Annotated in this window: 19 protein-coding genes and 1 pseudogene; 13 read left to right on the top strand and 7 right to left on the bottom strand. The window is 65.1% G+C overall.

Annotated elements, in window-relative coordinates; genetic code table 11:
* The first annotated feature begins 58 nt into the window (after positions 1–58).
* The gene (locus tag JOD27_RS22630; RefSeq protein ID WP_204764256.1) at positions 59–310 is read left to right on the top strand and encodes a hypothetical protein; all 252 of its coding nucleotides are present in this window, start codon (positions 59–61) and stop codon (positions 308–310) included.
* Complete coding sequence (locus JOD27_RS22625) at positions 310–453, top strand: hypothetical protein (protein WP_204764255.1); 144 nt, start codon at positions 310–312, stop codon at positions 451–453. Before JOD27_RS22630 ends, JOD27_RS22625 begins: the two co-directional genes overlap by 1 nt.
* Before the next feature lie 265 nt (positions 454–718).
* On the opposite strand, the gene JOD27_RS22620 is transcribed toward JOD27_RS22625, so the two are convergent.
* The 5 genes from JOD27_RS22620 to JOD27_RS22600 all read right to left on the bottom strand — a co-directional run bounded on the left by JOD27_RS22620 (position 719) and on the right by JOD27_RS22600 (position 3,937).
* The gene (locus tag JOD27_RS22620; RefSeq protein WP_204764254.1) at positions 719–1,069 is read right to left on the bottom strand and encodes a hypothetical protein; all 351 of its coding nucleotides are present in this window, start codon (positions 1,067–1,069) and stop codon (positions 719–721) included.
* Between the two features lie 372 nt (positions 1,070–1,441).
* Complete coding sequence (locus JOD27_RS22615) at positions 1,442–1,888, bottom strand: DUF6346 domain-containing protein (RefSeq protein WP_204764253.1); 447 nt, start codon at positions 1,886–1,888, stop codon at positions 1,442–1,444.
* Complete coding sequence (locus JOD27_RS22610; RefSeq protein WP_204764252.1) at positions 1,885–3,183, bottom strand: WXG100 family type VII secretion target; 1,299 nt, start codon at positions 3,181–3,183, stop codon at positions 1,885–1,887. The genes JOD27_RS22615 and JOD27_RS22610 overlap by 4 nt, the downstream gene beginning before the upstream one ends.
* Positions 3,180–3,488, bottom strand: a complete 309-nt coding sequence (locus JOD27_RS22605; protein WP_204764251.1) for a hypothetical protein — start codon at positions 3,486–3,488, stop codon at positions 3,180–3,182. Before JOD27_RS22605 ends, JOD27_RS22610 begins: the two co-directional genes overlap by 4 nt.
* Positions 3,485–3,937, bottom strand: coding sequence for a YbaB/EbfC family nucleoid-associated protein (locus JOD27_RS22600; protein WP_204764250.1), 453 nt, complete (start codon positions 3,935–3,937; stop codon positions 3,485–3,487). The genes JOD27_RS22605 and JOD27_RS22600 overlap by 4 nt, the downstream gene beginning before the upstream one ends.
* 56 nt (positions 3,938–3,993) lie before the next feature.
* On the opposite strand from JOD27_RS22600, the gene JOD27_RS22595 reads away from it, so the two are divergent.
* Complete coding sequence (locus JOD27_RS22595) at positions 3,994–4,563, top strand: type VII secretion system-associated protein (RefSeq protein WP_204764249.1); 570 nt, start codon at positions 3,994–3,996, stop codon at positions 4,561–4,563.
* Here the strand turns inward: JOD27_RS22595 and JOD27_RS22590 are convergent.
* The gene (locus JOD27_RS22590; protein WP_204764248.1) at positions 4,560–7,892 is read right to left on the bottom strand and encodes a type ISP restriction/modification enzyme; all 3,333 of its coding nucleotides are present in this window, start codon (positions 7,890–7,892) and stop codon (positions 4,560–4,562) included. The genes JOD27_RS22595 and JOD27_RS22590 overlap by 4 nt on opposite strands.
* Before the next feature lie 418 nt (positions 7,893–8,310).
* Between JOD27_RS22590 and JOD27_RS22585 the strand changes: the two genes are divergently transcribed.
* The 4 genes and pseudogenes from JOD27_RS22585 (at position 8,311) to JOD27_RS45120 (ending at position 11,154) form a co-directional block, all read left to right on the top strand.
* Positions 8,311–8,853 (top strand): YbaB/EbfC family nucleoid-associated protein, encoded by a 543-nt coding sequence (locus tag JOD27_RS22585; protein ID WP_204764247.1) that lies wholly within the window; start codon positions 8,311–8,313, stop codon positions 8,851–8,853.
* 65 nt (positions 8,854–8,918) lie between these two features.
* Entirely contained in the window at positions 8,919–9,152 is a 234-nt protein-coding gene (locus JOD27_RS22580; RefSeq protein WP_204764246.1) for a hypothetical protein, read from the top strand.
* A gap of 156 nt (positions 9,153–9,308) precedes the next feature.
* Positions 9,309–9,782: pseudogene (locus tag JOD27_RS47385) on the top strand (WXG100-like domain-containing protein); the annotation flags it as partial.
* Between the two features lie 445 nt (positions 9,783–10,227).
* Entirely contained in the window at positions 10,228–11,154 is a 927-nt protein-coding gene (locus JOD27_RS45120; protein ID WP_239568259.1) for a DUF6346 domain-containing protein, read from the top strand.
* 170 nt (positions 11,155–11,324) lie between these two features.
* Here JOD27_RS45120 and JOD27_RS22570 read toward each other — a convergent pair whose 3' ends face one another.
* A complete protein-coding gene (locus JOD27_RS22570) occupies positions 11,325–12,941 on the bottom strand; it encodes a TIGR04141 family sporadically distributed protein (protein WP_204764244.1) in 1,617 nt (538 codons plus the stop codon).
* A 124-nt stretch (positions 12,942–13,065) separates the two neighbouring features.
* Here JOD27_RS22570 and JOD27_RS22565 point away from each other — a divergent pair, with 124 nt between their 5' ends.
* The 6 genes from JOD27_RS22565 (at position 13,066) to JOD27_RS22540 (ending at position 24,146) form a co-directional block, all read left to right on the top strand.
* Positions 13,066–15,039: an N-6 DNA methylase gene (locus JOD27_RS22565; RefSeq protein WP_204764243.1), complete on the top strand. Its 1,974-nt coding sequence runs from the start codon at positions 13,066–13,068 to the stop codon at positions 15,037–15,039.
* Between the two features lie 72 nt (positions 15,040–15,111).
* Positions 15,112–17,094, top strand: a complete 1,983-nt coding sequence (locus JOD27_RS22560) for a type I restriction-modification system subunit M (protein WP_204764242.1) — start codon at positions 15,112–15,114, stop codon at positions 17,092–17,094.
* Positions 17,091–18,305: a restriction endonuclease subunit S gene (locus tag JOD27_RS22555; protein WP_204764241.1), complete on the top strand. Its 1,215-nt coding sequence runs from the start codon at positions 17,091–17,093 to the stop codon at positions 18,303–18,305. The genes JOD27_RS22560 and JOD27_RS22555 overlap by 4 nt, the downstream gene beginning before the upstream one ends.
* Complete coding sequence (locus JOD27_RS22550) at positions 18,306–19,217, top strand: restriction endonuclease (protein ID WP_204764240.1); 912 nt, start codon at positions 18,306–18,308, stop codon at positions 19,215–19,217. It begins immediately after the preceding gene.
* Positions 19,218–19,303: 86 nt separating this feature from the next.
* Positions 19,304–22,336, top strand: coding sequence for a type I restriction endonuclease subunit R (locus JOD27_RS22545; RefSeq protein ID WP_204764239.1), 3,033 nt, complete (start codon positions 19,304–19,306; stop codon positions 22,334–22,336).
* Between the two features lie 40 nt (positions 22,337–22,376).
* Positions 22,377–24,146, top strand: coding sequence for a hypothetical protein (locus JOD27_RS22540; RefSeq protein ID WP_204764238.1), 1,770 nt, complete (start codon positions 22,377–22,379; stop codon positions 24,144–24,146).

The raw sequence follows: 24,146 nt of genomic DNA, 5'->3' as shown, positions 1-24,146 counted from the left end.
GGAACCGAACGGCACCAGCCGCCGTACCGGTTGTTCGGCCAACGTGCTCGCGTCGGTTGTGGAATCCTCTGGGTCGGCTGCCGAGGTCCAGGAAGGACTGGCGCGGGCGGGCGGGTCGGCGTCGTCGAAGGACGGGTCGATCATGGTGCGAGTCGTGCTGAACGGCGCGCTGACCGGTCTGGAGCTGACGGCGGAGGCCATGCGGAAGGCGCCAGGCACGTATCAAGGCGGCGGTCGGCTCCAGCCTGCGGAGTCGGAACCTCACGAGGCGTGGCGGCCGGGCCAGAGCCGGAGCTGGAAGACGCCCTGATGCTGCCGGCTCGCCCCGAGCTGCGCATCGTGGGCCGCTACCTGAACACGCCGGGCCGCACGCCGGAGTGGATCACCGTGGCACCGGCTGACAACAACGGTCTCGCCCGCCGGCTGGGCCAGGTCCTCTCACTCCGACGTTGACGGTACGCGGGGAGCTTCCGTACTCCAGGTGAGTACGGAAGCTCCCCGCGTACTGTCAGAGACGGCCGCGGCACGCAGCCGGCAGCCGGTCGGGCTCGGCGGTCACCGGCTCGGGTGGTGCCGCCTGGCAAGTTCGCTACAGATCGAACGAGTTGGGTGTGGTTGACGGCGATTCGATCAAGACCTGGTAGTACTTGCATACGCCGTACCAGGCGCGACGAGTGATCGGCACACGTTTGCGCCACTCTTCACACGGGTGCGGGACTCAGCCGCGCAGGTAGCTGACGAGCCGTTCGCTCGCCGGAGTGATGCCGGGGTACGCAGGCCGCTCGAAGTGGGCGCGCTTGTTGCGTCGCACCAGCGACTCCCCGTCACGTCCCCACGAGAAGCGGGGTTTGTTCAGCAGGTGCCGGAGCACCTGGTCCGCCTTCGAGGGGTCGCGGTCTGCCAGGCGCCGGAACACCACCGGCGGGATGGAGTCGTCCTTCAGATAGAGGCTCACCCGGTTGCGGTGGGTGCGATCGCGAATGAGTGCCGGATCGTCGAAGACGGCCTTGACCGTGGCGAACCCCTCGAGCAGGAGCAGGCCTTCGACCTCGTCGTAGACGAGGCCCACGGACTCCGCCGACGAGACCAAGGGCGATGAGGGCGACGGCGCCCATGGTCGGCCACGGCACGGGGTTGAAGGATGCGCGGGCAGGGGCGAAGTGTTGCGGGGCGAGGCGTTGCATGGGGACGGAGGTGTCGGCGGGAGTCAGCAGGGAGGAGTCGCTGGTGTAGCGGTATTGCACGTCGTTGTCCGTGACGATCGCGCTGCAACTCCAACGGGTCCCGAGGAGGAGCCAGTTGCGCTCGCAGTGGATGTCGTCGGCACGCGCCACGGGGCTGCCCGTGGGGCCGTGGTCTTCCCAGAAGGGCATGAGGAACGCCGCGCCGTACGCGCACAAGGCGAGCCACGCCAGCGCCAGCCAGTGCTGGTGATGTCCTTTCACGGCACCGGTTTCTTGTCGCGGAACATGCGGAACGTGATGAACAGCGCGATCCCGGGCAGGCCCATGAGGCACAGCATGTACGCGACCTTGTTCGGTTCCCTGCGTTCGGCGAGTGCCCATGTCGGGCTTGCCTGTGACGATCTTCCAGATCGCACGAGGTTGTTGGTCATCGGGACTTGCTTGCCGATGTCCGCGGGCGTGAGACCGGAGTTCTTGCTGCTGTAGGGATAGCGCTTGCCGTCATCGGCCACGATGGTGGCGTCGCAGTACCAGAGGGCGCCGAAGGCCCACCAGTTGCGCTTGCACGAGACGCTTTCCGCGTAGCCCTTCGGCTCTCCGCCTGAGCCCGCCTCGCCGTCGAAGAACAGCGTGCCCGCGTGGGCGGTGTAGAGGGCGACGATCCACAGCACTGCGGCGACGGCGACGCGCTTCGTCTTCATCATTGGCCTTCCGTGGGGTCCTTGTGGCCGCCGCCTTCGGCTTTGTTCAGCTCCTTCGACAGCTCCTTCGCCGGATGCACGAGGTCGCCCCAGTTCGGCATCAGGTGGCTGATGTCCCTGCTGGCCACGGCGCGGACCCAGTTCTGCCCGTCGAGCAGTCCCTTGCTCATCGGCGCGTCCACCCGGTCGGCGGCGCGGCCGAGCCCGGACTGAGGATCACCCATGTTCTCCTTGCGCGTGGACAGCGGCGGTTGGTTCATCGACTCGTAGAAGTCCCGGACCTTCTGTTTGCGCGCCGGGCCGTTCTCCTTCACACGGGCTGCCCAGTCGTCGACCTTCTGGCTCGTGCGCTGAGCTACGTCGTCGATCTTGTTCATCGCGTTGTCGACGCCGTCCTGGATGCGCCTGCTCGCGTTGCCTAGTCCGTCGCCGACGTTGTCGAGCGAGTCGGCCCTCGACACCTTCGTCGCGGAGTCGGCGGAGAGTTCGGCAGCTCGCTGGTTGCCGTAGCGGCTGTTCGGCATCTGCCTGCTCAGTGCTGCCAGGTCGTCGGCCTGCTTGCGCATCGCGGCGCCAGCGCTCTTCGCCAGCGAGCCGAGCTTGTCCAACGCCTTGAACAGCTTGGCGACGAACCGGGCGATCTTGGTGCCGATCTCGACGGCCTTGGTGACCGCTCGGGTGATGAAGGCGGCGATCGAGGCACCTGCGGTCGGGATGGCCGACGCTGCGGCCGGAATACCCCACATCAACAGGGTGCCCGCCAGGTCGGCCAACAGGTCGCGAATCAGGGCCCTCGTCGCGGCGACCACCGCGCCGGCCACCTTGATCTTGTTCGCGGCGGACGACGCCGCGGCGGATGACCCGCGGAGTTGCGCGGCAAGGGTGGTGCAACGGCTCTGGTAGCCGTCGGCGGCGTCACCCGTCCAGTCAGCGAGCGTCTTGGCGTGAGACTCGTACGCGGTGGCCTCATCGCTCAGGCGCTTGGAGATGTTCTCCCAAGTGGTCCCGATCGCCTCGATCGCCGGCGGATCACCCATGAGCTTGTCGAACGGTTCCCGGATGAAGCCGACGTTCTCGATGATCCAGCCGACTACCGACGAAGCCAGCGTCCCCAGCGGGTCCGTGAAGAAGCCTGCGACGTCCAGTGCCAGCGCGGCGCCGTCGATGCCGAGCGCGACCGGGTCGATGTTCTTGCCCTCGGCGAACGGCTTGACCAGGTCCTCGGCGGTGTCGAACATGCCGGCGCCGGCGAGCCGCTTCTTGTCGTCTTCCTTCTGCGCGATCAGCGGGTTACTCATCGGTCCATCCCCTGCATGGCGCCGCGGTTGCCTTCCTCGACCTGCCCGTAGGTCTCGGCGGTCGAGCACAGTTCGTCACCGGTGGCCTCGAACGCCTTGGGCAGGGCCGCCAGCAGGTTCTTGGCGTTGTCGAGTTCGTCGTTGAAGATCCACGACCATGCCTGGCAAAGCTCGCCCATCACGTTCGGCCCCAGGCTTACCTGCGAGGCGGACACGGCCTCCTGCAAGGACGGGGACAGCCGGCCGACGAGCATCTTGCCGTGGGCGGCGACGGTCTCGGCCTGAGTCTGGAAGCCGCCGCTCATCGCAGCACCGAGCTTCCGCCGAAGTCGTCGTCGTCACCCTGCGGCGGCGCGGGGCGGCGTGGCGCCGGCCTCGGCTCCTCGACCGTGCCGGCCGGATCGATCACCGCGATGCCCTGTTCGACCTGTTCGCGCAGGAACGCCATACCTTCGCCCTCGCCCAGCAACGGGCGCATCGTGTCCTCGATCTTGCGGGCCGCTTCGACCTGGGCACGGCGGATGGTGTCCATGATCGTGCGACCCAGCGCGGTGTGGCCGAGGTCGTCGGCGCGCGGAGTGAGCTGGAGCGATTCGATGCGTCCGCCGGAGCCCACCGTGACGATGACCGAGCCGTCCGGGCTCTGGGCCTGGGAGCGGGACTCCCGGAACGCGGTCTCGATGGCGTTCGCCTGTTCCTGGGCTTGCTGGAGGCGCTGTTCGAAGTCGGCGAGGTACTGGTGCGGATCGGTCACGACCGAATGATCCCATTCAGTCGTACTCTCCGCGCGCAGTTCGGCACAATGCGTGCATGGTCAAGCCGCTCGTGACGAGGGAGATGAGGGAGCGCGCCAGACGTGCTCCCAACAACTGGCTGCACGTTGTCGACCCCGCGCACGACACGGCCGGCGGCGTTCCCGCGGAGGCCGTGATCGGGCGGTACCTCGTCGACGCTCAGGGTGAGATCACCGACCAGTACGTGCCGAATCCGCGGTATCGGCCGAGCGAGATCACCTTCGAGAACGACCTCGAATCGGTGATGTACCTCGTGCAGCACGGGTACGAGGACAAGCAGGCTCTCGTGGACGCGGTCCTCGCGGCTGAACTGGTGCTACCCGCCGATCCGGCTCGTGAGCCGCGCGGGCACCTGGTGATGCGCGGCGACACCGTGGACGTCTTCGCCTCGGAACAGGCTAGGCCGCGGGACTGGCCACCGCACTGGCACCGCTTTCGCGGGGTGGAGCTGGCGATTGTCGTCGACGCGCTCGATCGGCCCGTCACGCTGCTGGTCACCGCGCAGGGCGGGGTCCAGTTCGAGATTCCCGGCGACCTGCTCGTCGACGGGCTGCGCACCGTGACCTCGACTGACTCGATCAGCTAAAGAAGGGGCGGCTCATCCAGTCTGGGCGGCTTTCGGTAGGCGGCTTGCACCGGCAGGACTCCCTCACGTTCGAGGTCCTCGACGCTGACGAGCGGTCCACTGACCACGGCATTGAGCAGCTGGTCCTGCTCGGGTTCGAGCTGGACGCACATGTCGAGCACAGCCAGTAGTTCCAGCAGTTCGTCGTCGAACTGGGCGGTCCACCGTTGAGGGTTTATGTCGTCCAGCTCCGAAGTGCGCTTGCGGTGCTTGGGATCGCTCCGCCGGTAGCTGAGCCACTTGCGGACGACAGGCATGCCACCCGTCGTGTAGTTCCACACAGCCCGACTGACCGGCCGGAAGCGGCCTGCCGTATGAAACAGTGTGTCCTCGCCGAGGATGAGTGTCTCCGTCGCCTCGTCCAGACGCGCTGAACCGGGGATCTCCCCCTCTCCTGACGGCACCGGAGAGACAGGTTGGGGTTTGGCGTCGTCCGGTATCCCCGATGGCCGTCCAGCGGCCGGATCCACCATCCGTTCGCCGAACGTGTGCAGCCAGACGACCTTGCGTCCGATCTCGACGGCTCGTCGCCATAGCCGGGCGTCCATCGTGATCGGCACCCGGATGCCTGGCGTCTTCAACTGCTCGCGGAACCGTTTCGTGTAGCCGGGATGCGCGGTGACCGCGGCGATGTATGCCAGCAGATCCTCGGTGCTGACCGGTGTTCCGATGAAGTGTCGCAAGGCCATCAGCAGCGAGGGAGCCGTGTTCGGGACAGTCCCTCGTGCGTCCCGGTACAGCGGTAGTACCCGTCCTCCTCGGCTGTTGAAGCAGTGCATGTCAGGAACGTTGGCCGTGAAATGCAGGGCGGTTCCCTCACTGAGCACGTCGGCGTGCTGTTCGGTCACGTAGACCTGTTGCGGCCCGCTCACCTGCCACAGCTCAGGCCTGGGGCGGTCGATCACCCGGCGATCATGGATCACCAATTGGCGATCGAAGCTGCGGAAGGCCAGGCGAGCCAGCTGCGGCGTGAGTTCCGTTTCGGTCGCGATCGATGCCAAGCCGGCCGGGACGCCGAGCTGAGGTCGGACGTGCTCGGCGGTTGTACGGTCCCCCGTTTCCTTGAACAGTATCGCCTTCGCCTGATCGTCGGCGTGAATCAAGCGTGCCCATCGCTGCAGCAGGGTGTCGGCGTCGGGTGCGTACACCCAGTTCCGGTTGGGTTTCACGCCAGGTTGTTGCCACGGCAGCAGATCACCTAGTGCCGGATAGGTCGCCCAGGTGTCGTCACCTGGCCGGAAGGCCGCCTGCCAGTCAGAGGAACAGTCCGACCAACCCGTGTCGAGGTCCAGTTCTGTCAACGCCGCGAACTTTTCCGCCTGCGTGCCCGACAGCGCGCGGTAGTGCACTGCTGCAGGCACTTCCGGTCGCGGCTCGCCTGCCCGCACGAAGACACCTATGCAGATCTTGTGCTGCGTGATCGGGAAGATCCTGGTGTTGGTCCCGGCTCGGTGTTCCTCAGGCGACAGGTCGATGATCCACCCTTCATCCGCGGTCTCCCGTAAATACTTGCGCATGCCCGCGTATGACTTCGAGGTGAGGTAGGCGCTGGGCGTAATCAACGCGACGACACCGGCAGGGTCGTTGGCCTCGAACGCTTTCCACGCCGACCAGCGCCAGAAGTACGTCCACATGTTGCTGAGGTTGAACTCGTGGCGTCCGGCGCCGGGAACGCGGAACTCGTCGAGTGAAGGTCGGTTCGAGGTGTCGACGGGCTTGTTGGGATCGCGGCGTCGCTCCAGCCACGGCGCTGCGCCACGAGCGTTCTCGCGCCACGGCGGGTTGCCGATCACCACCATGACCGGCTTGTTCCGCTTGTGGTGGTTGGCTTTCTCCCTCGACTCCATCAGCACCTCGTACAGCTGGCCGAGGGGGAACGGCTGCGCGTACGGGTCGTCAAGCGCGTTGGTGAGGAACCGTGGTTCGTCCTTCGGTAGTTCGACCTGGTACCGGCTCTTGAGCGCGGCATGCAGCCGGAGCTCTGCGACGGCGAATGGCGCGGCCTGTAGTTCGAAGCCCACGAGCCGGTTGGCGAAGAGTTCGCGGAGGTGGGCGGCGGGAACGGCGTCCGTGTTGCGGATGCGGCGCAGGGTGTTGGCCGCACTTTCGAGGACCTCGGCCAGGAAGGTGCCCGCACCCATCGACGGGTCCAGGACCGTGACGTCATCGGCTGCGAACCCGCGCTTCTTCCCGAGGCGCTTCTTCAGAAGCTGGTCCACGAACGCGACCATCGACCTCGCGACGGGCGCAGGGGTGTAGTACGTGCCGCTTTGGCGCCGGAGCGCGGAATCGTAGTCCTCGAGGAAGGTTTCGTAGAGCCGCGCATAGGTGTCGGCGTCACCGAGCTGGACGTGCGTCCAGTCGACGTTGCCGATGACCCGCACCAGGGAGTCCACGATGTTGAGGTGGCCCACCCACTTCGGGTTCGCGAGCATGGCGAGTGCGGCACCGAGCAACGAGTGCTTCTTCGCCAGCTGCTCGGCGATCGCCCACGGCGTCCGGCCCTCGAAGTTGATCCCATCGACTCGGGCGAGCAGCAGTGCGAACGTCACAGCCTGCGCGTAGGAGTCGGCGAAGTTGGCGTCGTTGTCGCGCCCGTCTGGGTTGGGGAAGAGGATGTCCCTCCACTCGCTTGCCAGCCCCGTGAACGGCTTGCGGCCAGGTGTGCTGCTCTCCTTCTGCAGCGTTTCCAGCACCTGATCACGGAGCAGCCTGCACAACGGTGCGACCTCGGTGACGATCGCACGAAGACTCCGCGGTTCCGGCGGCGGCCAGAAGAGGAAGTCCCGCATGAGGCGCTCGAAGGCCTCAGGCGCAGTAAGCCGGCTTCCAGCCCGCGACAGGTCGCCGTCCAGCCTTGCGACGCTGCCGACGAGCTTGCCCTTCTCGTACCTGGCGAAAGAGCTGCCGTCCGTGTAGATCAGGTTCGGCAGTGCCTTGAGCTTTTCCCACTGCCTGCGATCGTGTCCGTCTGGCCGCCAGGTGTTCGTCTCCGGTGTTCCTTTGCCCGGCGCTTTGAGCTCGACGTAACCGACGCGGCCGCTGGGTACGTCAACGGCTATGTCAGGCCGCGACTGCAGCGCGGTGATGGTCACCTCGTCGTGCACCTGCACTCGCAGTCCGATGATCTCGCCGACCCGTACGAGCAGCTGGTGCACGGGTGGTCGCAGACGATCTTCGTTGCGGCCATCGCCCCGCATTCGGGGAAGCAGCGCCGAGCCGTACTCCGAGACGGCCGCCGCGAACTCGTCTGTGCCGAGGGGAGACCTGCGTCGTTCTGGTCGCCCCATCGCGCCTCCCCGGCTGATCTGAACGTTCTTTCGAGATTCGTTCTGACGCCGCACGCAAGTCAAGCAACAAATGATGTAGATTGCCTTGTCACGCGAATGTCGCAAATTAATTGACTCACGTGGCCTAATTGGCAATTTGGATCATTGAGGTCGATGGGCTGATCGGGTTCGTGCTGCTCACTCGTTCAGCGGCATTCGAATTCGTGATGCCGTTGATTCGAATGTCGAGGGTATCGGGCGGTGGCGGAGCTGCGCGTGTCCCGACCCGTTGTCGCCCGTCAGGCTGGCCGGAGCTGAGTCGTCAGTTCGTTGTGGTTGTGAGCCGGCGCAAGCGGGGAGGTGTCGCATTCACCGGACAGGATCGCGACTACTTGTTACCGTACGGCGACGGTGAGTTAGGGAAGGACCAAGTAGGCCGATGACCGACCCGGATCAGATCCTCAACCAGTACGAGGGCAAGCTGGCTGAGGCTCAACGCAAAAGTGACGCGCTCCGCGAGAGCTTGGTGAACCTGCGTGTCATGGAACGCAGCGCGGACGGCCAGATCGTCGTAACGGTCAACGATGCAGGCAACCTCGTGGATCTGAAGCTGGGCAATGCGTTGCAGCGCAGGGACGGCGACAGTGTGGCGCAGGCAGCGCAGAGCCGAGTCGCCGCGACGGTGCAGGAGGCCATGTCGCCGATGCTGGGCGCCGACTCCGAGGCGATGCACTTCATGATGGACAAACTGCGCAGCGTCCAGCCGCCACCCCCGCCGCAGTACGTACCGGGAGGCGGTGGGTACGGCGGCGGCCAACCGCGGCTCGGCGCTATCGAGGACGACGCGCCACCTCCTCCGCTCCCAGCACCGCCGGTGCCACCTCCTCCGCTCCCAGCACCGCCGGTGCCACCTCGCCCGCAGCGGCCTCGGCCGCCGCAGGATGGCGACGACGACTTCAGCGACAGGGGCTTCCTGCGATGACCTACCGAATCGACCTGGTTGAGATGCAGGCCCACGCGACGAAGCTCAACAACGTCGGATAGCAGGTGAACTACGCGCTGGGCGCAGCGCAGGTCGTGTCCAACATGGAGGCTTTCGGCAAGCTCGGCTTCCCGCTCGCGGCTCTCTGCACCGCCGCGCAGAACGCCGCGATGGACACCATGCGCCAGGCAGTCGACGCCTCGGTCGACCACGTCAAGCGGTTCGATGGCTGGCGCAAACACATCGAGGAGCACGAACAGACTCAGTCCGACATCTTCGACGGGATGCACGACCGATGACGACGATGGGACCGGCGCCCACGCCAGCCGCGAACTACTTCGTGAACACCGGTGAGAAGACTCCGATCACGGAGGGCGCCGGAATCTTCCACGATGCCACCGAGACGGTGAAGGGTTCCTCGAGCGGCAACTGGGCTGTGGGCCTGATCAACGCGGGTGCGACGGTCGCCGGGGGTGGCAAGCGTTCTCGCCGATCCGTTGGCGGCACTGTTCAGCGCGGGGTTCGGGTGGCTGGTCGAGCACGTCTGGTTTCTGAAGGAGCCACTGGACTGGCTCATCGGTGACCAGGAAGCCCTGGACGGCATGGCGAAAACCTGGGAGAACGTCTCCGACTACCTGAAGGACACCTCCGACGACCTCAGGAACTGGGTCAAGAACGACACCAGCGGGTGGACCGGCAAGGACAGCGATCAATACCGGCTGTTCGGCGCCGATCGCGCCGACACCTATGCTGGTGTTGCCACCGCCGCCGGCGGTATCGCGAGCCTGGTCCGAACGTGCAAGATCGTGCTCAAGGTCGTCCGTGACATCGTGCGCGACATCATTTCCGAAGCGATCGGCAAACTGATCTCGATCTGCCTTCGATGGGCACCCGCTGTCGCGGCGGCTGGCGCGGGCCTTGCGGGGGCGATCGCCGAGTGCATCCCCGTCGCGGTCAAGTGGGCGAACAAGGCCCTGGAGGCCTGCCGCAAGCTCACGAAGGCGTTCAGCAACGCAGGCGGGCTGTTCAGGAAGCTCGACGACATCCTCGTCAACGCCAAGACCGCACTGTCCAAGAGCGGTGACGACTTCGTCAGTGTCCTCAAGAAGGGCATCGACGCGGACATCCGGCGAAGCATGGCCGACTTCTCCGTCACCGGTATGGCCAAAGACGCGCTGGGCGAGGCCAAGAAGGTCGCGGTCGACGGCTTCAAGAGCGCACCCGCGGAGGTCCTGCCCAGGCTGGGGATCGAGGCGACCAAGGAGTCCACCAAGTTCCACGACTGGGAGGACAAGGCCAAGGACAGCGGTGGCTGGCGCACGTGGCGGGACCGAGGGCCGAGGAAGAGGAGAAGCGCAAGGAAGCGAACGGCGGATGAAAGCGGTCCGCATCCTGCACCGGATCCTCGCGTTCCTGATCATCCCCGTCCTCGGCTACCTGCTCGGCGCGACGATCTTCAACTACTTCTGGAACAAGGTCGAGACCGAAGACCTGAGAGAAGCCAGTCACATCATCGTTGCCAACTCGTGCGACCGGCACGGCCCGGTGACCCTGCGCGGCTTCGGCTACGTGTACGAGTGCCGCGCCACGGTCACGAACAAGGTCAACGGCAACGTTGTTACCACGACCGCGCGAGGCTTCCTCCAGCCCGAACTCATCGGCAAGCAGGTGGCGGGTGACGGGTTCAACCGCGGTGACCTTTCTCCGGTACGCCCGTACGCGGGATGGGGCATGGTCCTGCTGCTGCCGTTCGGTGTTCTCTGGTTCTACGTGTACATCGCGGTCGCTTGGCGGCTGTTGCCCGAGCGGCGGAAGTCCCGCCGCAAGCCGGTGCGCTATCAACGTCCTGACAACCCAACGGAACCTGATCGCACGGTTCGTGTGTTTGGTGGACACCAGCGAGTGTGGTTGTTCTTCATCTTTCTGCTCGGGTGCATCGGCGCCTTCGTGTACACCTCGTCGGCGTTCCAGGACGAGGCCGTCGCCACTGGTGCCGCAGTCGTGTCGTGGACAGTGGTCGCACTCGTGATCGCCAATGTCGGCTGGCGGCTGGTGCGGGGACCGATGATCGCGATCTCACCCGAAGGCCTGGAGTGGCGCGGAGCGAAGCTCAGCTGGGCCGAGATCCAAGAGGTGCGCCTGACGCGTCGCCATGTCCTGATCATCCAACCGCGCAACGGTGACGTCGTACGAGTCGGCAGGTTCGGCACCGAGCAGGCAACCCGCATCCACGTGGCCATGGGGCACTTCAGCCAGGCCACCTACGTCCGCGAGAGTGCTGACGGACGAGTGTCGACATGATCGTCGGTTCGACATCCCGGACTGGAGACGACTACAGACGTTGAACTGTCAGGGTGTCGCGATGCCCTCGTAACTAGGATCGCCCCAAATGGATCGCATTGGGATGACGCGGACGCATCGATGGTGTCCATGCGGTGGCGGGCCCGCCCCGGCCACCGCATGGATGGAACTCACCGTGCGAAGGGCAGGTCGAGCAGCCTGAGTGAGCCACCCAGAGCGCGGATGTCGCGCTCCAGGTTCTGCAAGCCGACCTGGGACATGGTGAACAGTGAGTCGATGTGCCAGGTTCGCCTGCCCGCAGCCAGGACTATCGTCGGCGAAATCTGTTCGATGGTGCGGCGTCCGCAGGTCACCGCGGCCACTCGTTGCCGAACAGCGGCGAGAACGTGTTCGGGCTCCTCCTTCAGCGCTCGCATCGCAAGGCGTGCTTGCTCGAACAGGTGGCTCGCCGATGCGGCGGACTCGAGCCACTTGACGTGAATGAGTTCGCCGTTCGGGCCGAGCAGGTCGCAGATCTCGACTTTCGACCGCATCGGCGTGCTGATCAACTTCGTGTCCAGGCAGGTGAATCCCGGCAGAGTCGAGACCTGCTCGCAGTAGGTGTTCTCGCTGCCGTCGGCGCTGCCTCGATCCCACGTCGGAAGATCGGGGTAGGTGATGCGCAGATTGTCGATGAGCTCCGCGAGCCCGCCCCTGAGCTGTTGCACCGCCTCACCGTCCAGGCGGTACCAGACGCCGTCCTGGAGCAGATAGCGGCGATCCTCCACTGTGGTCTCGAGGACGATCCACCGGTACGCGCTCGTGCTGCGTGCGGAGCTGTCCTCGTCATCGTGCAGGAAGATCCGCGCTGACCGCATCCGGTTGATACGTTCCGGCGGGGCAAGGTGAACCAGGTGGCGAATGAAGTAGCCGGGTTCGATCTCGCCGGTCTTCTCCGGCTCGCCCAGCACGATGCCGGTGATTCGATACCAGTCGCAGTCCAACGCATTGAAACCGAGGCCAGCGGGCCACCCGATGCTGATGCCGTCCTCCTGGCCGAGCGCCTCGGCGAGTGCGGCCTCGAGTGCGCTGTGCACGGGCTCGTTGGGGTGCACCGGTTCCAGCTGTGCGAGTGTCTTCCACGCGGCTGAGCGACCTTCGCTCTCCCGCGCGCGTTCCAGTGACTCGAGGTCGTCGACCAGAGTCTCCGGGGTGCGGCCGAGCGGGAGCCGCAGCGATCTACCGACGCGGATCTTGCGGGACCGCTTCGAGTGCTTGCCGGCGGTCAGGTCGTTCAGATGCGCGGTGCCCTCGAGGTGGTTGATCGTGCTGAGCACCGGCTCGATAGCGAAGTCACGCAGGTCGCTGCCGCTCGGGATCGTCGTCTGGGTGATCCGGCCCCGCAGGTCGAGGTTGCGCGAGCCGATTGACCGGAGGCTGCCGGTGTCGAGGCGCCGCTGTCCGTACTCCTTGCCGAAGTCCGCGACCACCAGGTCCGGGTTCACGAGCTGCCAGCCCGCGCCCCAGACGAAGGCGTAGTTCCATCGCGGGCGCGGCACGAACAGGACCCCGAACGGTGTCGACGTCTCCAAGGCGATCTCCTCGCCGGTCAGGGACCAGATGTGTCGGGCCCACGTGACGTTGTCCGACTTCAGGCAGCCGCACATGAGGCTCCACCTTCCGTCGTCGGCATCGACGGTGCGGACCTCGAACGACGACGGAGGGTGCGGGCGACTGACGTAGTCGGTCATCGGGTGCCCTGGGACGAGCTGGAAGACGGTCGTCGGCAGGCTGGGCGAGTCGGGCACGGGCCGAACCTCCTGGCTGAGTACACGAGTGTGTGAACGCAATCCAGAGAACCACAGCTCTGAAAACACTGTCAACACCCGTACTTAGGTGCTAGGGTATGTTCACGGCGTTGGAGGAGGTGACATGGCAGAAGACCTCGAGGTCACGGCAGCGGAGATCGCCCGGTTGGCCGGTGTGGGGCGTGCCGCGGTCAGCAACTGGCGGCGGCGGCACGAGGATTTCCCGAGTCCGGTCGGAGGGACGGACACAAGTCCGTCGTTCCGGTTGAAGGATGTGGAGCGCTGGCTTCGTGAGCAGGGCAAGCTGCAGGAGATCCCACCGCGCGAACGCATCTGGCGCCAGCTGGACGCCTGGCGCGGAGACCACCGGATGTCCGAGTTGGTGGCGGCGGTCGGTGTCTTCCTTCACTACCTTCGGAGAAACGGCGACGCCGTGTTCGCCGAGCCGTCCGACGGTCGCCTTGCCTCGACCCTGCTGACCGCTGTAGCCGAGAGCAGGCCGGAGCTTGCCCGGTTCCTGCCCGCGCGACTGGACGAACGGCACATCCCCCTGCTGCGCACGCTCATCGCACTGGCGGAGGCAGATGGTGCGGTATCAGCTTTCGCGCAGTTGAGCGACCGGTTCGCGGAGGCTCACGGGAGGCAGGTCTCGGCGACACCGGAGGAACTCGCCAAGCTGATGCTCGATCTGTTGCCGAGTCGGGTTTCGTCTGTCCTCGACCCCGCGTGTGGCACGGGCACGCTGCTCAGTGCGGCCGCGGCCCGAGCTGACCGCGTGTTCGGACAAGAGATCGACTCGTCGCTCGTCGGGCTCGCCACCGTGCGCGCTTCCTTCACCTGTGACGAGGTCGACATCCGGCCGGGTGATTCACTACGTCAGGACGCGTTCGCCGACTTCCTCGCTGACGCCGTCGTGTGTAACCCGCCCTTCGGGGTTCGCGACTGGGGGCACGACGAACTCGCCTACGACTCACGGTGGGAGTACGGGCTTCCACCACGATCGGAGCCGGAGCTCGCCTGGATTCAGCACTGTCTCGCGCATGTGCGTCCGGGCGGCTTGGTGGTCGCGCTCATGCCGCCTGCCGTCACCTCGCGCCGAGCGGGGCGGAAGGTGCGGGCCGAACTGGTGCGGCGCGGGGCCATCCGCGCCGTGGTGGGGCTGCCGACCGGGATCGCGCCACCGCACGGGATCTCGTTGTCCATATGGGTGTTACGGCGGCCGGTCGATCCAGACCGCAGCGTTCTCTTCGTCGATGTCGCGGACATGCCCGCCGAACTGGCCGCGGTCCGTGAACGGGTCCTTCCGGTCGTGCTCGGTTTCCTGCGTGACGGGGAGGAGGCACCGACCGAGATCAGCCGCGTGGTCGCGACAGCGGACCTGCTGGACGACGAGGTCGATCTGACACCGGCGAGACGCGTCAGATCGGCCGTTCGTCCGGCCGACGCGAAGGATCTCGCACGCACGAGAGACTCTCTCGCCACGTTGCTGTCGGGACTCACCGATTTGATCCCCGAAGTAGCGGAAGGGCCGGGTGCTCACGGGGCGACGACGTCGGTCGCTGAGTTCGTGAGATCGGGTGCGGTCACGGTTCGGCAGGCGTCGGTTCGCACACCCTCGCGCCAGGGTCGTGAAGTACCGATGCTGCTTGCCAAGGATGTGCTCGGAGGAACAGGTCCCTCGGGGACGACTGTCGCCGACGACCTGGGACAGGACGTTCGACTGCAAGTTGGCGACGTTGTGGTGGCGGTGGTGCCACGTCGAGTCGCCGTGCGGGTGATGACCGAGGCCGGCGCGGTGCTCGGTCCACACCTCCAACTGCTCAGGGCGGACCTGGAACGCATCGATCCTTGGTTCCTGGCGGGCTTTCTGCGCGGCTCGGCGAGCCACTGGGTGTCCGGTGGTCCTGTTCCCCGGCTGGACGTGCGCAAGGTCGAGGTACCGCGCCTCTCGCTCACGGAGCAACGGCGCTATGGTGCCGCGTTCCGCAGACTCGACCAGTTCGAGCACGCGGTGAGGCGGACCGCGACGCTCAGTGGTGATCTTGTGCAGGCCATGATGGACGGCCTGGTCGTGGGCTCAGTTGATCCGATCGGGTGAGCATGCAACGCCTGCCGGACGAAGAACGACACGACAAGAAGACTCGGTGCAAGACGAATCGAAGGGACATCGGTGAGCAGCAAGCACCAGGAACTCGCGGGCTTCATCTGGTCGGTGGCCGACCTGTTGCGCGGGGACTACAAGCAGTCCGAGTACGGCAAGGTCATCCTGCCGTTCACCGTGCTGCGGCGCCTGGACTGCGTGCTGGCGCCGACGCGTGACGCCGTGCTGGAGCGCGCGGCCGAGCTGGAACAGCAGGGCATCCAGAACCCGGACACGCTGCTTCGGCGTGCGTCCGGTACCAAGCTCAGCTTCTACAACACCAGCAGGCTGGACTTCCAGGCTTGTGTGCGCGACCAGGACAACGTCGCCAAGAACCTCAGCTTCTACCTGAGCAAGTTCTCCCCGAACGCGCAGGAGATCTTCAACTGCTACGAGTTCGGCACGCAGCTCACCCGGCTCGACAACGCGGGCCTCATCTACAAGGTCGCGGCCAAGTTCGCCGAGATCGATCTCAGCCCGTCGGTCGTCGACAACCATCAGATGGGCTACCTCTTCGAGGAGCTGATCCGGAAGTTCTCGGAAATCTCCAACGAGACGGCCGGTGAGCACTTCACGCCGCGCGAGGTCATCAAGCTGATGGTGAACCTGCTGCTGGCGCCGGACACCGCGGACCTGACGACCCCCGGCGTGGTGAAGACGGTGCTGGACCCGGCCTGCGGCACGGGCGGCATGCTCACCGCCGCCGAGGAGTTCATCCTGGACCACAACCCGGACGCCACGGTGAAGGTGTTCGGCCAGGAACTCAACGCTGAGTCCTACGCCATCTGCAAGTCCGACATGCTGATCAAGGGCGAGGACTCCGACAACATCAGGCTCGGTAACTCGTTCAGCCACGACCGGCACTTCGGCACGCGCTTCCACTACCTGCTCGCCAACCCGCCGTTCGGGGTGGAGTGGAAGAAGGTCAAGGAAGACGTCGAGAAGGAAGCGGGTCTCGGGTTCGCGGGACGGTTCGGCGCGGGACTGCCGCGCATCAACGACGGCTCACTGCTGTTCCTGCAACACATGATCCACCACATGAAGCGCCCGGAGGAGGGCGGCAGCCGGCTCGCGATCGTCTTCAACGGCTCGCCCCTGTTCACGGGCGCGGCCGGTTCAGGTGAGTCGGAGATCCGCCGGTGGATCCTGGAGAACGACTGGCTGGAGGCCGTCGTCGCGCTGCCGGACCAGCTCTTCTACAACACGGGCATCTCGACGTACTTCTGGATCCTGACCAACCGCAAGGCCCCTGCGTACAAGGGGAAGGTCATCCTGCTGGACGCGCGCGAGCACTGGGCGAAGATGCGCAAGTCGTTGGGGGACAAGCGGAAATACATCCCAGACGACAAGATCGCTGAGCTGTCCCAGCTGTACGGGGAGGCTCTCGTCGCGGCTTCCGACCCGGAACATCCGTTGCACGCCAAGGTGAAGGTGTTCGAGAACTCGGACTTCGGGTACCAGCGGATCACGGTTGAGCGGCCGTTGCGGCTGCGGTTCGAAGTCACTGCGGACGCGCTGGCCGAGCTGGAGGACGCCAAGGCGCTGGCGAAGTACGAGGCGCGGGACAAGCTGCTGGCCGGCTTGCAGGGGTTGGTGGGTGCGGCGCCGTCGTTCCGGAAGGCCGAGTTCACCGGGCAGCTGTCGGATGCGTTGGCAGGGCTCGGGAAGCTGCCCGTCGGCGTGAGCAAGGCTGTCTGGGCCGCAGTGTCGGTGAGTGACCCCGAGGGCGAGCTGCAGGTGGACGCCAAGAGCAATCCGTTGCCCGATCCTGATCTGCGGGACAACGAGAACGTGCCGCTGCGGGAGGACATCGACTCGTACATGGAGCGGGACGTGCTGCCGCACGTGCCCGATGCCTGGGTGGACCACTCCAAGACCAAGATCGGCTACGAGATCCCGTTCACGCGGCACTTCTACGTCTACACGCCGCCACGTCCGCTGGCGGAGATCGATGCCGAGCTGAGGCAACTCGAGTCCGAGATCCAGCACCTCCTGTCGGAGGTGACGGAGTGAATTGGCCTGCCCTGCCGCTTCGGCGAATTTTTCGAATCGTCAATGGTGGAACACCGTCGCCCGCTGACGAGAATTGGGGCGGGGGTATTCCTTGGGCAACACCTGCTGACTTGGGGCGTGTGCGATTTGGCTCTATTGAGACTACCCAACGTACCTTGACTACGCTGGGTGCGGCCAGCGGATCAAGTATCGCTCCGGCTGGCTCGATTCTTATATCGACGCGCGCCCCCATTGGGTATGTTGCTAGTGCCACCGTTGACATGGCATTCAATCAAGGATGTCGTGCGTTGATTCCCAAAGTCGCATTGGATGTGCGGTTCTTTGTGTATCAATTGTTGGCCATGGCGGACCGCCTTCAGATGCTTGGTCAGGGATCAACATTCTTGGAGTTGTCATCTGACGTACTTGCAAATTTCCCTGTTTACGTGCCGCCTCTTGAATACCAGCGACGCGTTGCAGATTTCCTGGACTGCGCCCTGAAGCGAATGGTTAGTCTTCGGCGTCGCCGTGTGGACCTAAGTCGGGCGCTGCGGGAGCGATTTCTGGCAACGGCCGCCTTGTATACTGGGCGCAGCATGGTGTGGGACTTGAGCTCCGAGGCGATTCCCTTGCGCAGGTTTCTTATTGGTGTTAAAACCGGCGCAACGCCGCCCTCGCTCGAAGAGGGGCACTTTGTTGACGACGGGATTCCCTGGTATGGGCCTGCCAATTTTCTTGACGACCCTGAACTTGGTGCTCCGACGAAACTGGTTCGTCGAGAGTCTATTTCTGCGGGTGTAGTGCCAATATTTCCTGCGGGATCAACCCTACTTGTTGGCATAGGCGCTACTGCCGGTAAGGTCGCCTACCTGGATCATCCGGCTAGTGCAAATCAGCAAATAACAGCCTTGGTGCCGAGGTCGGACGTTTGCTCGCGATTCTTTTTCTGGCAGATGTGGTCAGCTGGAGATGAACTCCGTCGTACGGCGCCCTATACGACACTTCCGATTATTAATAATGACTTTGTAAAGTCATTTCCGGTGTATATGCCGGGGATTGAAGAGCAGAAGTCGCACGCGCGAGAGTTGGATGTTGAGTGGCGGAGAATGCGTGCGCTTGAAGATGTGATTGCTCGGCTTGATCGTCTCCTGCTGGATCGGTGGCAAACATTGATCACTGAAGCGGTGACGGGGCGGATTGACGTGTCTACGGCGCGGGGGTTCGAGGTTTAGATGGCTGTCCCTGAGTTCCAGACGTTCATGGTTCCGGTGCTGCGTGCGCTGTCCGATGGGCAGGTGCGGCACTGGCGGGACGTGGAAGCTCCAGCCGCCGCCGAACTCGGGCTAACCGAAGGAGACCGCGCGGACGTCTTCCCGAGCGGCAAGACGCGGATCAACGACCGCGTGCAGTGGGCGATCACGCATCTCGTCCAAGCCGGCGTGCTGACCCGCCCGCAGCGCGGCCACGTGCAGATCAACGACCGCGGCCACACACTGCTTGCCGAGAACCCGAAGCGGGTCGACGGAAAGGTGCTCAGCCAGTTCGAGGAGTACCGCGACTTCCTCAGTCGGTCCAGGGAGAAGACGACCAGCTCGAACGGTTCCGGGCCGGTCGAGTCCGCCGAAACTCCGTTGGAGGCCATCGCGGACGCGGTGCGGGCGAGCAACGAAGCGCTCGCTGCGGAAGTGCTGCAACGGGTGCTCGATCAACCGCCTGTCTTCCTGGAACGGCTCGTGTTGAGGCTCCTCACCGCGATGGGATATGGCGGCCGTGCGGGTGCCGCCGAGCACTGGGGAAAATCCGGCGACGGCGGTATCGATGGCGTCGTCCGGCAGGACGTGCTGGGCCTCGATCGCGTGTACGTGCAGGCGAAGCGATACGCGGCAGACCATCCAGTGGGACGGCCGGACATCCAGGCTTTCGTTGGTGCGTTGCATGGCCAGCAAGCGGATCGTGGTGTCTTCATCACGACAAGTCGTTTCAGCGCTGACGCCAGGTCGTATGTGGAGCGCATCCCGAACCGCATCGTGCTGATCGACGGGCGCAGGCTCGCCGAGTTGATGATCCTGCACAACGTCGGTGTCCAGGACGAAAGCACGTTCGTCCTCAAACGTGTTGACGAAGACTTCTTCGAACAGTCATGACGAGCGATGTCTTGCAACATGCCGAGCGAGGTCCGAACACCCGATACCGCAGCACAGGCAAGGTCGCGCTCGACGAAGGGGGAGAGATGAGCGTGCACAAGGAGATCGCGTTCGAGGATGCGATCGGGGAGGCCCTCGAGCCTGGCTGGGTCGAGAAGAGCCGGCACGACTACAACCGTGAGCTGGCCCTCGACACCTCGGCTCTGCTCGCCTTCATCGGCGCGACCCAGCAGGATCAATGGGAGAAGCTGATCGCGTTCGAGGGCGGTGACCAGGACGTGACCCAGGTGCGGTTCTATCGCTATCTCGCGAAGGAGATCGAGACGCGAGGTGCGTTGGACGTTCTTCGGCACGGCGTCCGGGACCGGGGCGTCCTCATCCGCCTCGCCTACTTCCGTCCCGCGCACACCCTCGCGGACGACGCGCTCGTCCAGTACGACCGCAACGTCCTCTCCTACATCCGCCAGCTGCACTACTCGACCACGACGCCGAAGAAGTCGCTCGATCTGGTGCTGTTCGTCAACGGCATTCCGGTGGCGACGGCAGAGCTGAAGAACCCGCTCACCGGGCAGAACGTCGAGCATGCCAAGGCGCAGTACCGGCAGGACCGCGATCCGAAGGAGCTGCTGTTCGCGAAGAGGACGCTGGTCCATTTCGCGGTCGACCCGGACCTGGTGTTCATCACCACCAGACTCGCGGGGGAGAAGACCCGGTTCCTGCCGTTCAACACCGGCTCCAACGGTCCGGGCGTCGACGGCGGCGCGGGCAACCCGGAGGCGAAGAAGGGTTACCGCACCTCGTACCTGTGGGAGCAGGTGTGGCAACGGGACTCCTGGCTCGACCTCATCCGGCGGTTCCTGCACGTGGAGAACACGGGCAGCAGGAAGAGTCCGCACGAGCTGCCGATGATCTTCCCGCGTTTCCACCAGTGGCACGCGGTGCGCAAGCTCACCGAGCACGCCGCGAAGCACGGCTCCGGTCACAACTATCTCGTGCAGCACTCCGCGGGGTCCGGTAAGTCGAACACCATCGCCTGGCTGGCGCACCGGCTGTCCAACCTGCACAGCGAAGCCAACGAGCCGGTGTTCGACAAGGTCATCGTCATCACCGACCGGTCGGTGCTCGACCGGCAGCTGCAGGACACGATCTACCAGTTCGAGCACCGCGCCGGCGTGGTCCGCAAGATCGGCTCCAAGGGGGAGGGCTCGAAGTCGGACCAGGTGTCCGAGGCGTTGTCCGGCGAGACGACCAAGATCCTCATCGTCACGTTGCAGACGTTCCCCTTCGTGCTGGACAAGGTGAGCGGGCTGCGTGGCAAGAAGTTCGCGGTCATCGTGGACGAGGCGCACTCGTCGCAGTCCGGCGAGTCGTCGGCCGCGCTCAAGAAGGTCCTGCTACGGCTCGGCAGCGACGACGTCGACGAGGACGGTGACCTTCTCACCGCTTCGGCGCTGGCCCGCGGTCGCCACGAGACGTTGTCCTACTTCGCCTTCACCGCCACGCCCAAGCCCAAGACGCTCGAGCTGTTCGGCACGCCGGGCGACAAGCGGCGACCATTCCACGTCTACTCGATGCACCAGGCGATCGAGGAGGGCTTCATCCTCGACGTGCTGCGCAACTACATCACGTACAAGACCTACTGGCGGCTGGCCAACGCCAACCCCGAAGACCGTGAGGTCGACGAGCGCAAGGCGAGCGCACAGCTCGCCAGGTTCGCCGTGCTCAGCCCAACGAGCCTCGAACAGCGCGCCGAGATCATCATCGAACATTTCCGTGAGCACGTCGCCAACCGGCTCGGTGGACGGGCCAAGGCGATGGTCGTCACCCGCAGCCGTGAGCACGCCGTGAAGCTCTACCGGAAGCTCATGTCCTATGTGAACACGATGGAATACGACAACTGCGGGCTGCTCGTCGCGTTCTCGGGGGAACTGCTCGTCGACAACAATCCCGATGACAAGGTCACCGAGCCCGGCATCAACAAGATCTCCGAGGCGGCGCTGCCGGAGAAGTTCGCCTACACGCGGGCCGACGACCCGCACGCACAGACGAACCCGAAACCGGAGTACCGCATCCTCGTCGTCGCGGACAAGTACCAGACCGGCTTCGATCAGCCGCTGCTCACGACCATGTACGTGGACAAGAAACTGCACAGCGTCGCGGCCGTGCAGACGCTGTCGCGGCTCAACCGCACCCATCCGCTGAAGAGCCAGGAGGACCTGCTCGTCCTCGACCTGGCCAACGAGGCCGAGGACATCCAGAAGGCGTTCAAGCCGTTCTACGACAGCACGGCGACCGAGTCCACCGACCCGAACCTCCTGTACCGGGTGCAGAACGAGGTCATGGGCTTCGTGCTGCTCGTCGAGTCCGAAATGGACTCGTTCGCGCGCGCCTACCTGGAAGCCGAGCGACTCAGCAGGACGGACGCCCAGTGGCAACGGGCGCATGGCGAGCTCTACCGCTTCACCGATCCCGCCAGGGACCGGTTCACGCAGCTCATGTCGGACGACCCCAAGCGAGCCGAGGAGTTCCGTGCCGCGCTCCTGGACTTCGTGCGCAAGTACGGCTTCCTCTCGCAGGTCATCCCCTATCCGGAGCCGGAGTTGGAGCGGCTCTACCTATACGGGCGGCATCTGCTGAACCGGCTGCCCCGTCGTGAGGACCCCGGTGTCGACCTCGGACAGGTCGACCTCACCCACCTTCGCATCGCCAAGACAGGGGAACAGGACGTCAGCCTGGTCTCCGAAGGCGAACAGGTCCTGCCGGGCTTCACCGGTGACGGCGCGGGAGCACGCAACGACCCGGAGCAGATCTCCCTCACCGAACTGATCGCCGGGCTCAACGAGAAGTTCGGCATCAACCTGGGGGCGGACGACCTCATCGGCAGCTCGGTCCGCGCCGCGATGGAGGAGCCGAGGGTCAAGGCCGCCGCGTTCGCGAACAACAACGAGGACGACTTCGGGCACGCCTTCGACGAGGTGTTCGAGGACAAGCTCATCGAGAAGATCGAGAACAACACCAAGGTCCTGCAACGGTTCTCGGACGACGACGTGTTCAAGTCCGAGCTCACCAGGATCGCTCGCAAGCACGCATTCGCCGCGCTGCGGCGCGATGTCGCCTGATCAGCCAAATTCCGTTCTCCCAAGCCGCCAAGGAGAGCAGATGCTCGGATACCGGTTGTTCACGGAGTTAGGTGGAGACCGCAGACACGTCCAGAAGCTCGCCCGCGAGCAGTGGCACGCCTGGCTGAAGTCGAAGAACTACAACGCGGACGCGTTGGAGTTCGGCCCGCTCGTCGACCTCGGAGCTGGAGGCCAGGGGCAACTGCTGGAGCTGACGCCTCCGGACGGATCCAGATCGTTCCGTGCCCGGCTGGTCGAGAACAAGCCGCAGGGAGCGTGGGTCACTCAGCTGACCGTGCACGTGCCCCAGCAGGAGAAGCGAAGCCCCTGGCTGTGGCTCGACATCGAGTCGCCGGAGGGCCAGTACGTCGCCGCACCCCGCGTCGCGCGCAGCCTGCTGGAGGTACTGGAGGGGCGCGACGAGGAGACGAGGCTGGCCTCCGGCCCGATCAAGATCGGAGCCGACGATGTCGGAGGGGTCGTCGAGTTGGTGTGGGATCCGGACCGCCGCGGGCTGCTGTTCGTCGCCGGTTCGGATGAGCGGCTGGACGTGTCGAACTGGCACGGCTATGTCGAGAAGCTGTTGAAGGACACGGTCGGCATGGCCGCCGCCTATGTGCTCGACCGCGAGGCGACTCGAAGGTTCAACAATGCGGTCGGTGACCTGCACGCGGTCGCTCCGTGGACGTTGCGGACCTTCCGGCCAGGTGTGGAAGCGGACGATCCGGTGGATGCCGAGCGCCATCGCGTTCTCGGTACCGACCGGATCGTCCGGGACTCGGTCCAGAACCTCGCGAGGATGCTGGGGCGACGGGCCCGTGAGGCTGTGCTGGAAGCTCCGCTGCCGAACAGCGCGACCAGGGTTGACCGCGCGTTCGAGCGGCTGATCGACGAACACCTGGTGGCGCCCCTGACCGAGCCGGTGCTGCCGGAACCTCGTCAGCCGGCCGCCGTCGACACTGCAGTTCAGCAGCCAGATGACGATCTTCGTGCCGCGATCACGGTGCTGAAGGACGCGGTCGGCTGGACCGAGATTACGGCGGACAAGGTACGCGAACTGACCAAGTTCGCTCTCGCCGAACGACAGAGGGCCGACAACCAGGCCGCGATCACGGCGCGTCTGCGCGATTACGAGGAGCGTCTGAGCAAGGCGGCGGCCGAGCGCGACGAACTGCGAGTGCAGCTCGATGACTCGCAGCTGGACCAGCTCATCGCGGACGAGGAACGGGTCCGCGCGGAAGCGCGGGTCGCCCATCTTCGCAGGGTCTTGGAGCGAAGCGGCCGCGCGGTTGAGGCGTGGTCCGAGCCCGAGACCGATCTCACCAAGGCACGACCTGCTGACTACGAGGGCCTGCTCGACCGGATCGGTCAGTTCACAGGTGTGGTGTTCACCGGCGATCCAGCGCGCGTCCGAGAGCTCGATCAGCACGATCGTGCGGGTGCCTGGGCGGGCAAGATCTGGGATGTCCTCGCCACGTTGGACGACTACGTCCAGGCGAAAGTCGCTGGTGAGTGCAACAGCGATGTCGATGGGTACCTGGCGAACACTCCGGCTGGCTACCAGAACTACTTCTCCAGGCAGCGGCATGCTCGGGACGAGAGTGAGGATGTTCGGAACAATCCGAAGTTCCACTCTGCGCGGAAACTGCCCATCGGTGACGGGACCAGGGTGTTCATGGGGGCGCACTTCAAGATCGCCCAGAGCGGGTTGATCAGTCCTCGTCTCCACTACTACGACGACACGGCGAAGTCGGGCAAGGTCTACGTCGGCTACATCGGTCGGCATCTACCGACGAAGAAGACCAACTAG

Origin of the sequence: Lentzea nigeriaca (assembly GCF_016907955.1) — a bacterium.
Classification (GTDB): Bacteria; Actinomycetota; Actinomycetes; order Mycobacteriales; family Pseudonocardiaceae; genus Lentzea; species Lentzea nigeriaca.
Note: the sequence above shows the minus strand (reverse complement) of the source record. Positions and strands in the feature narration are given on the sequence as shown.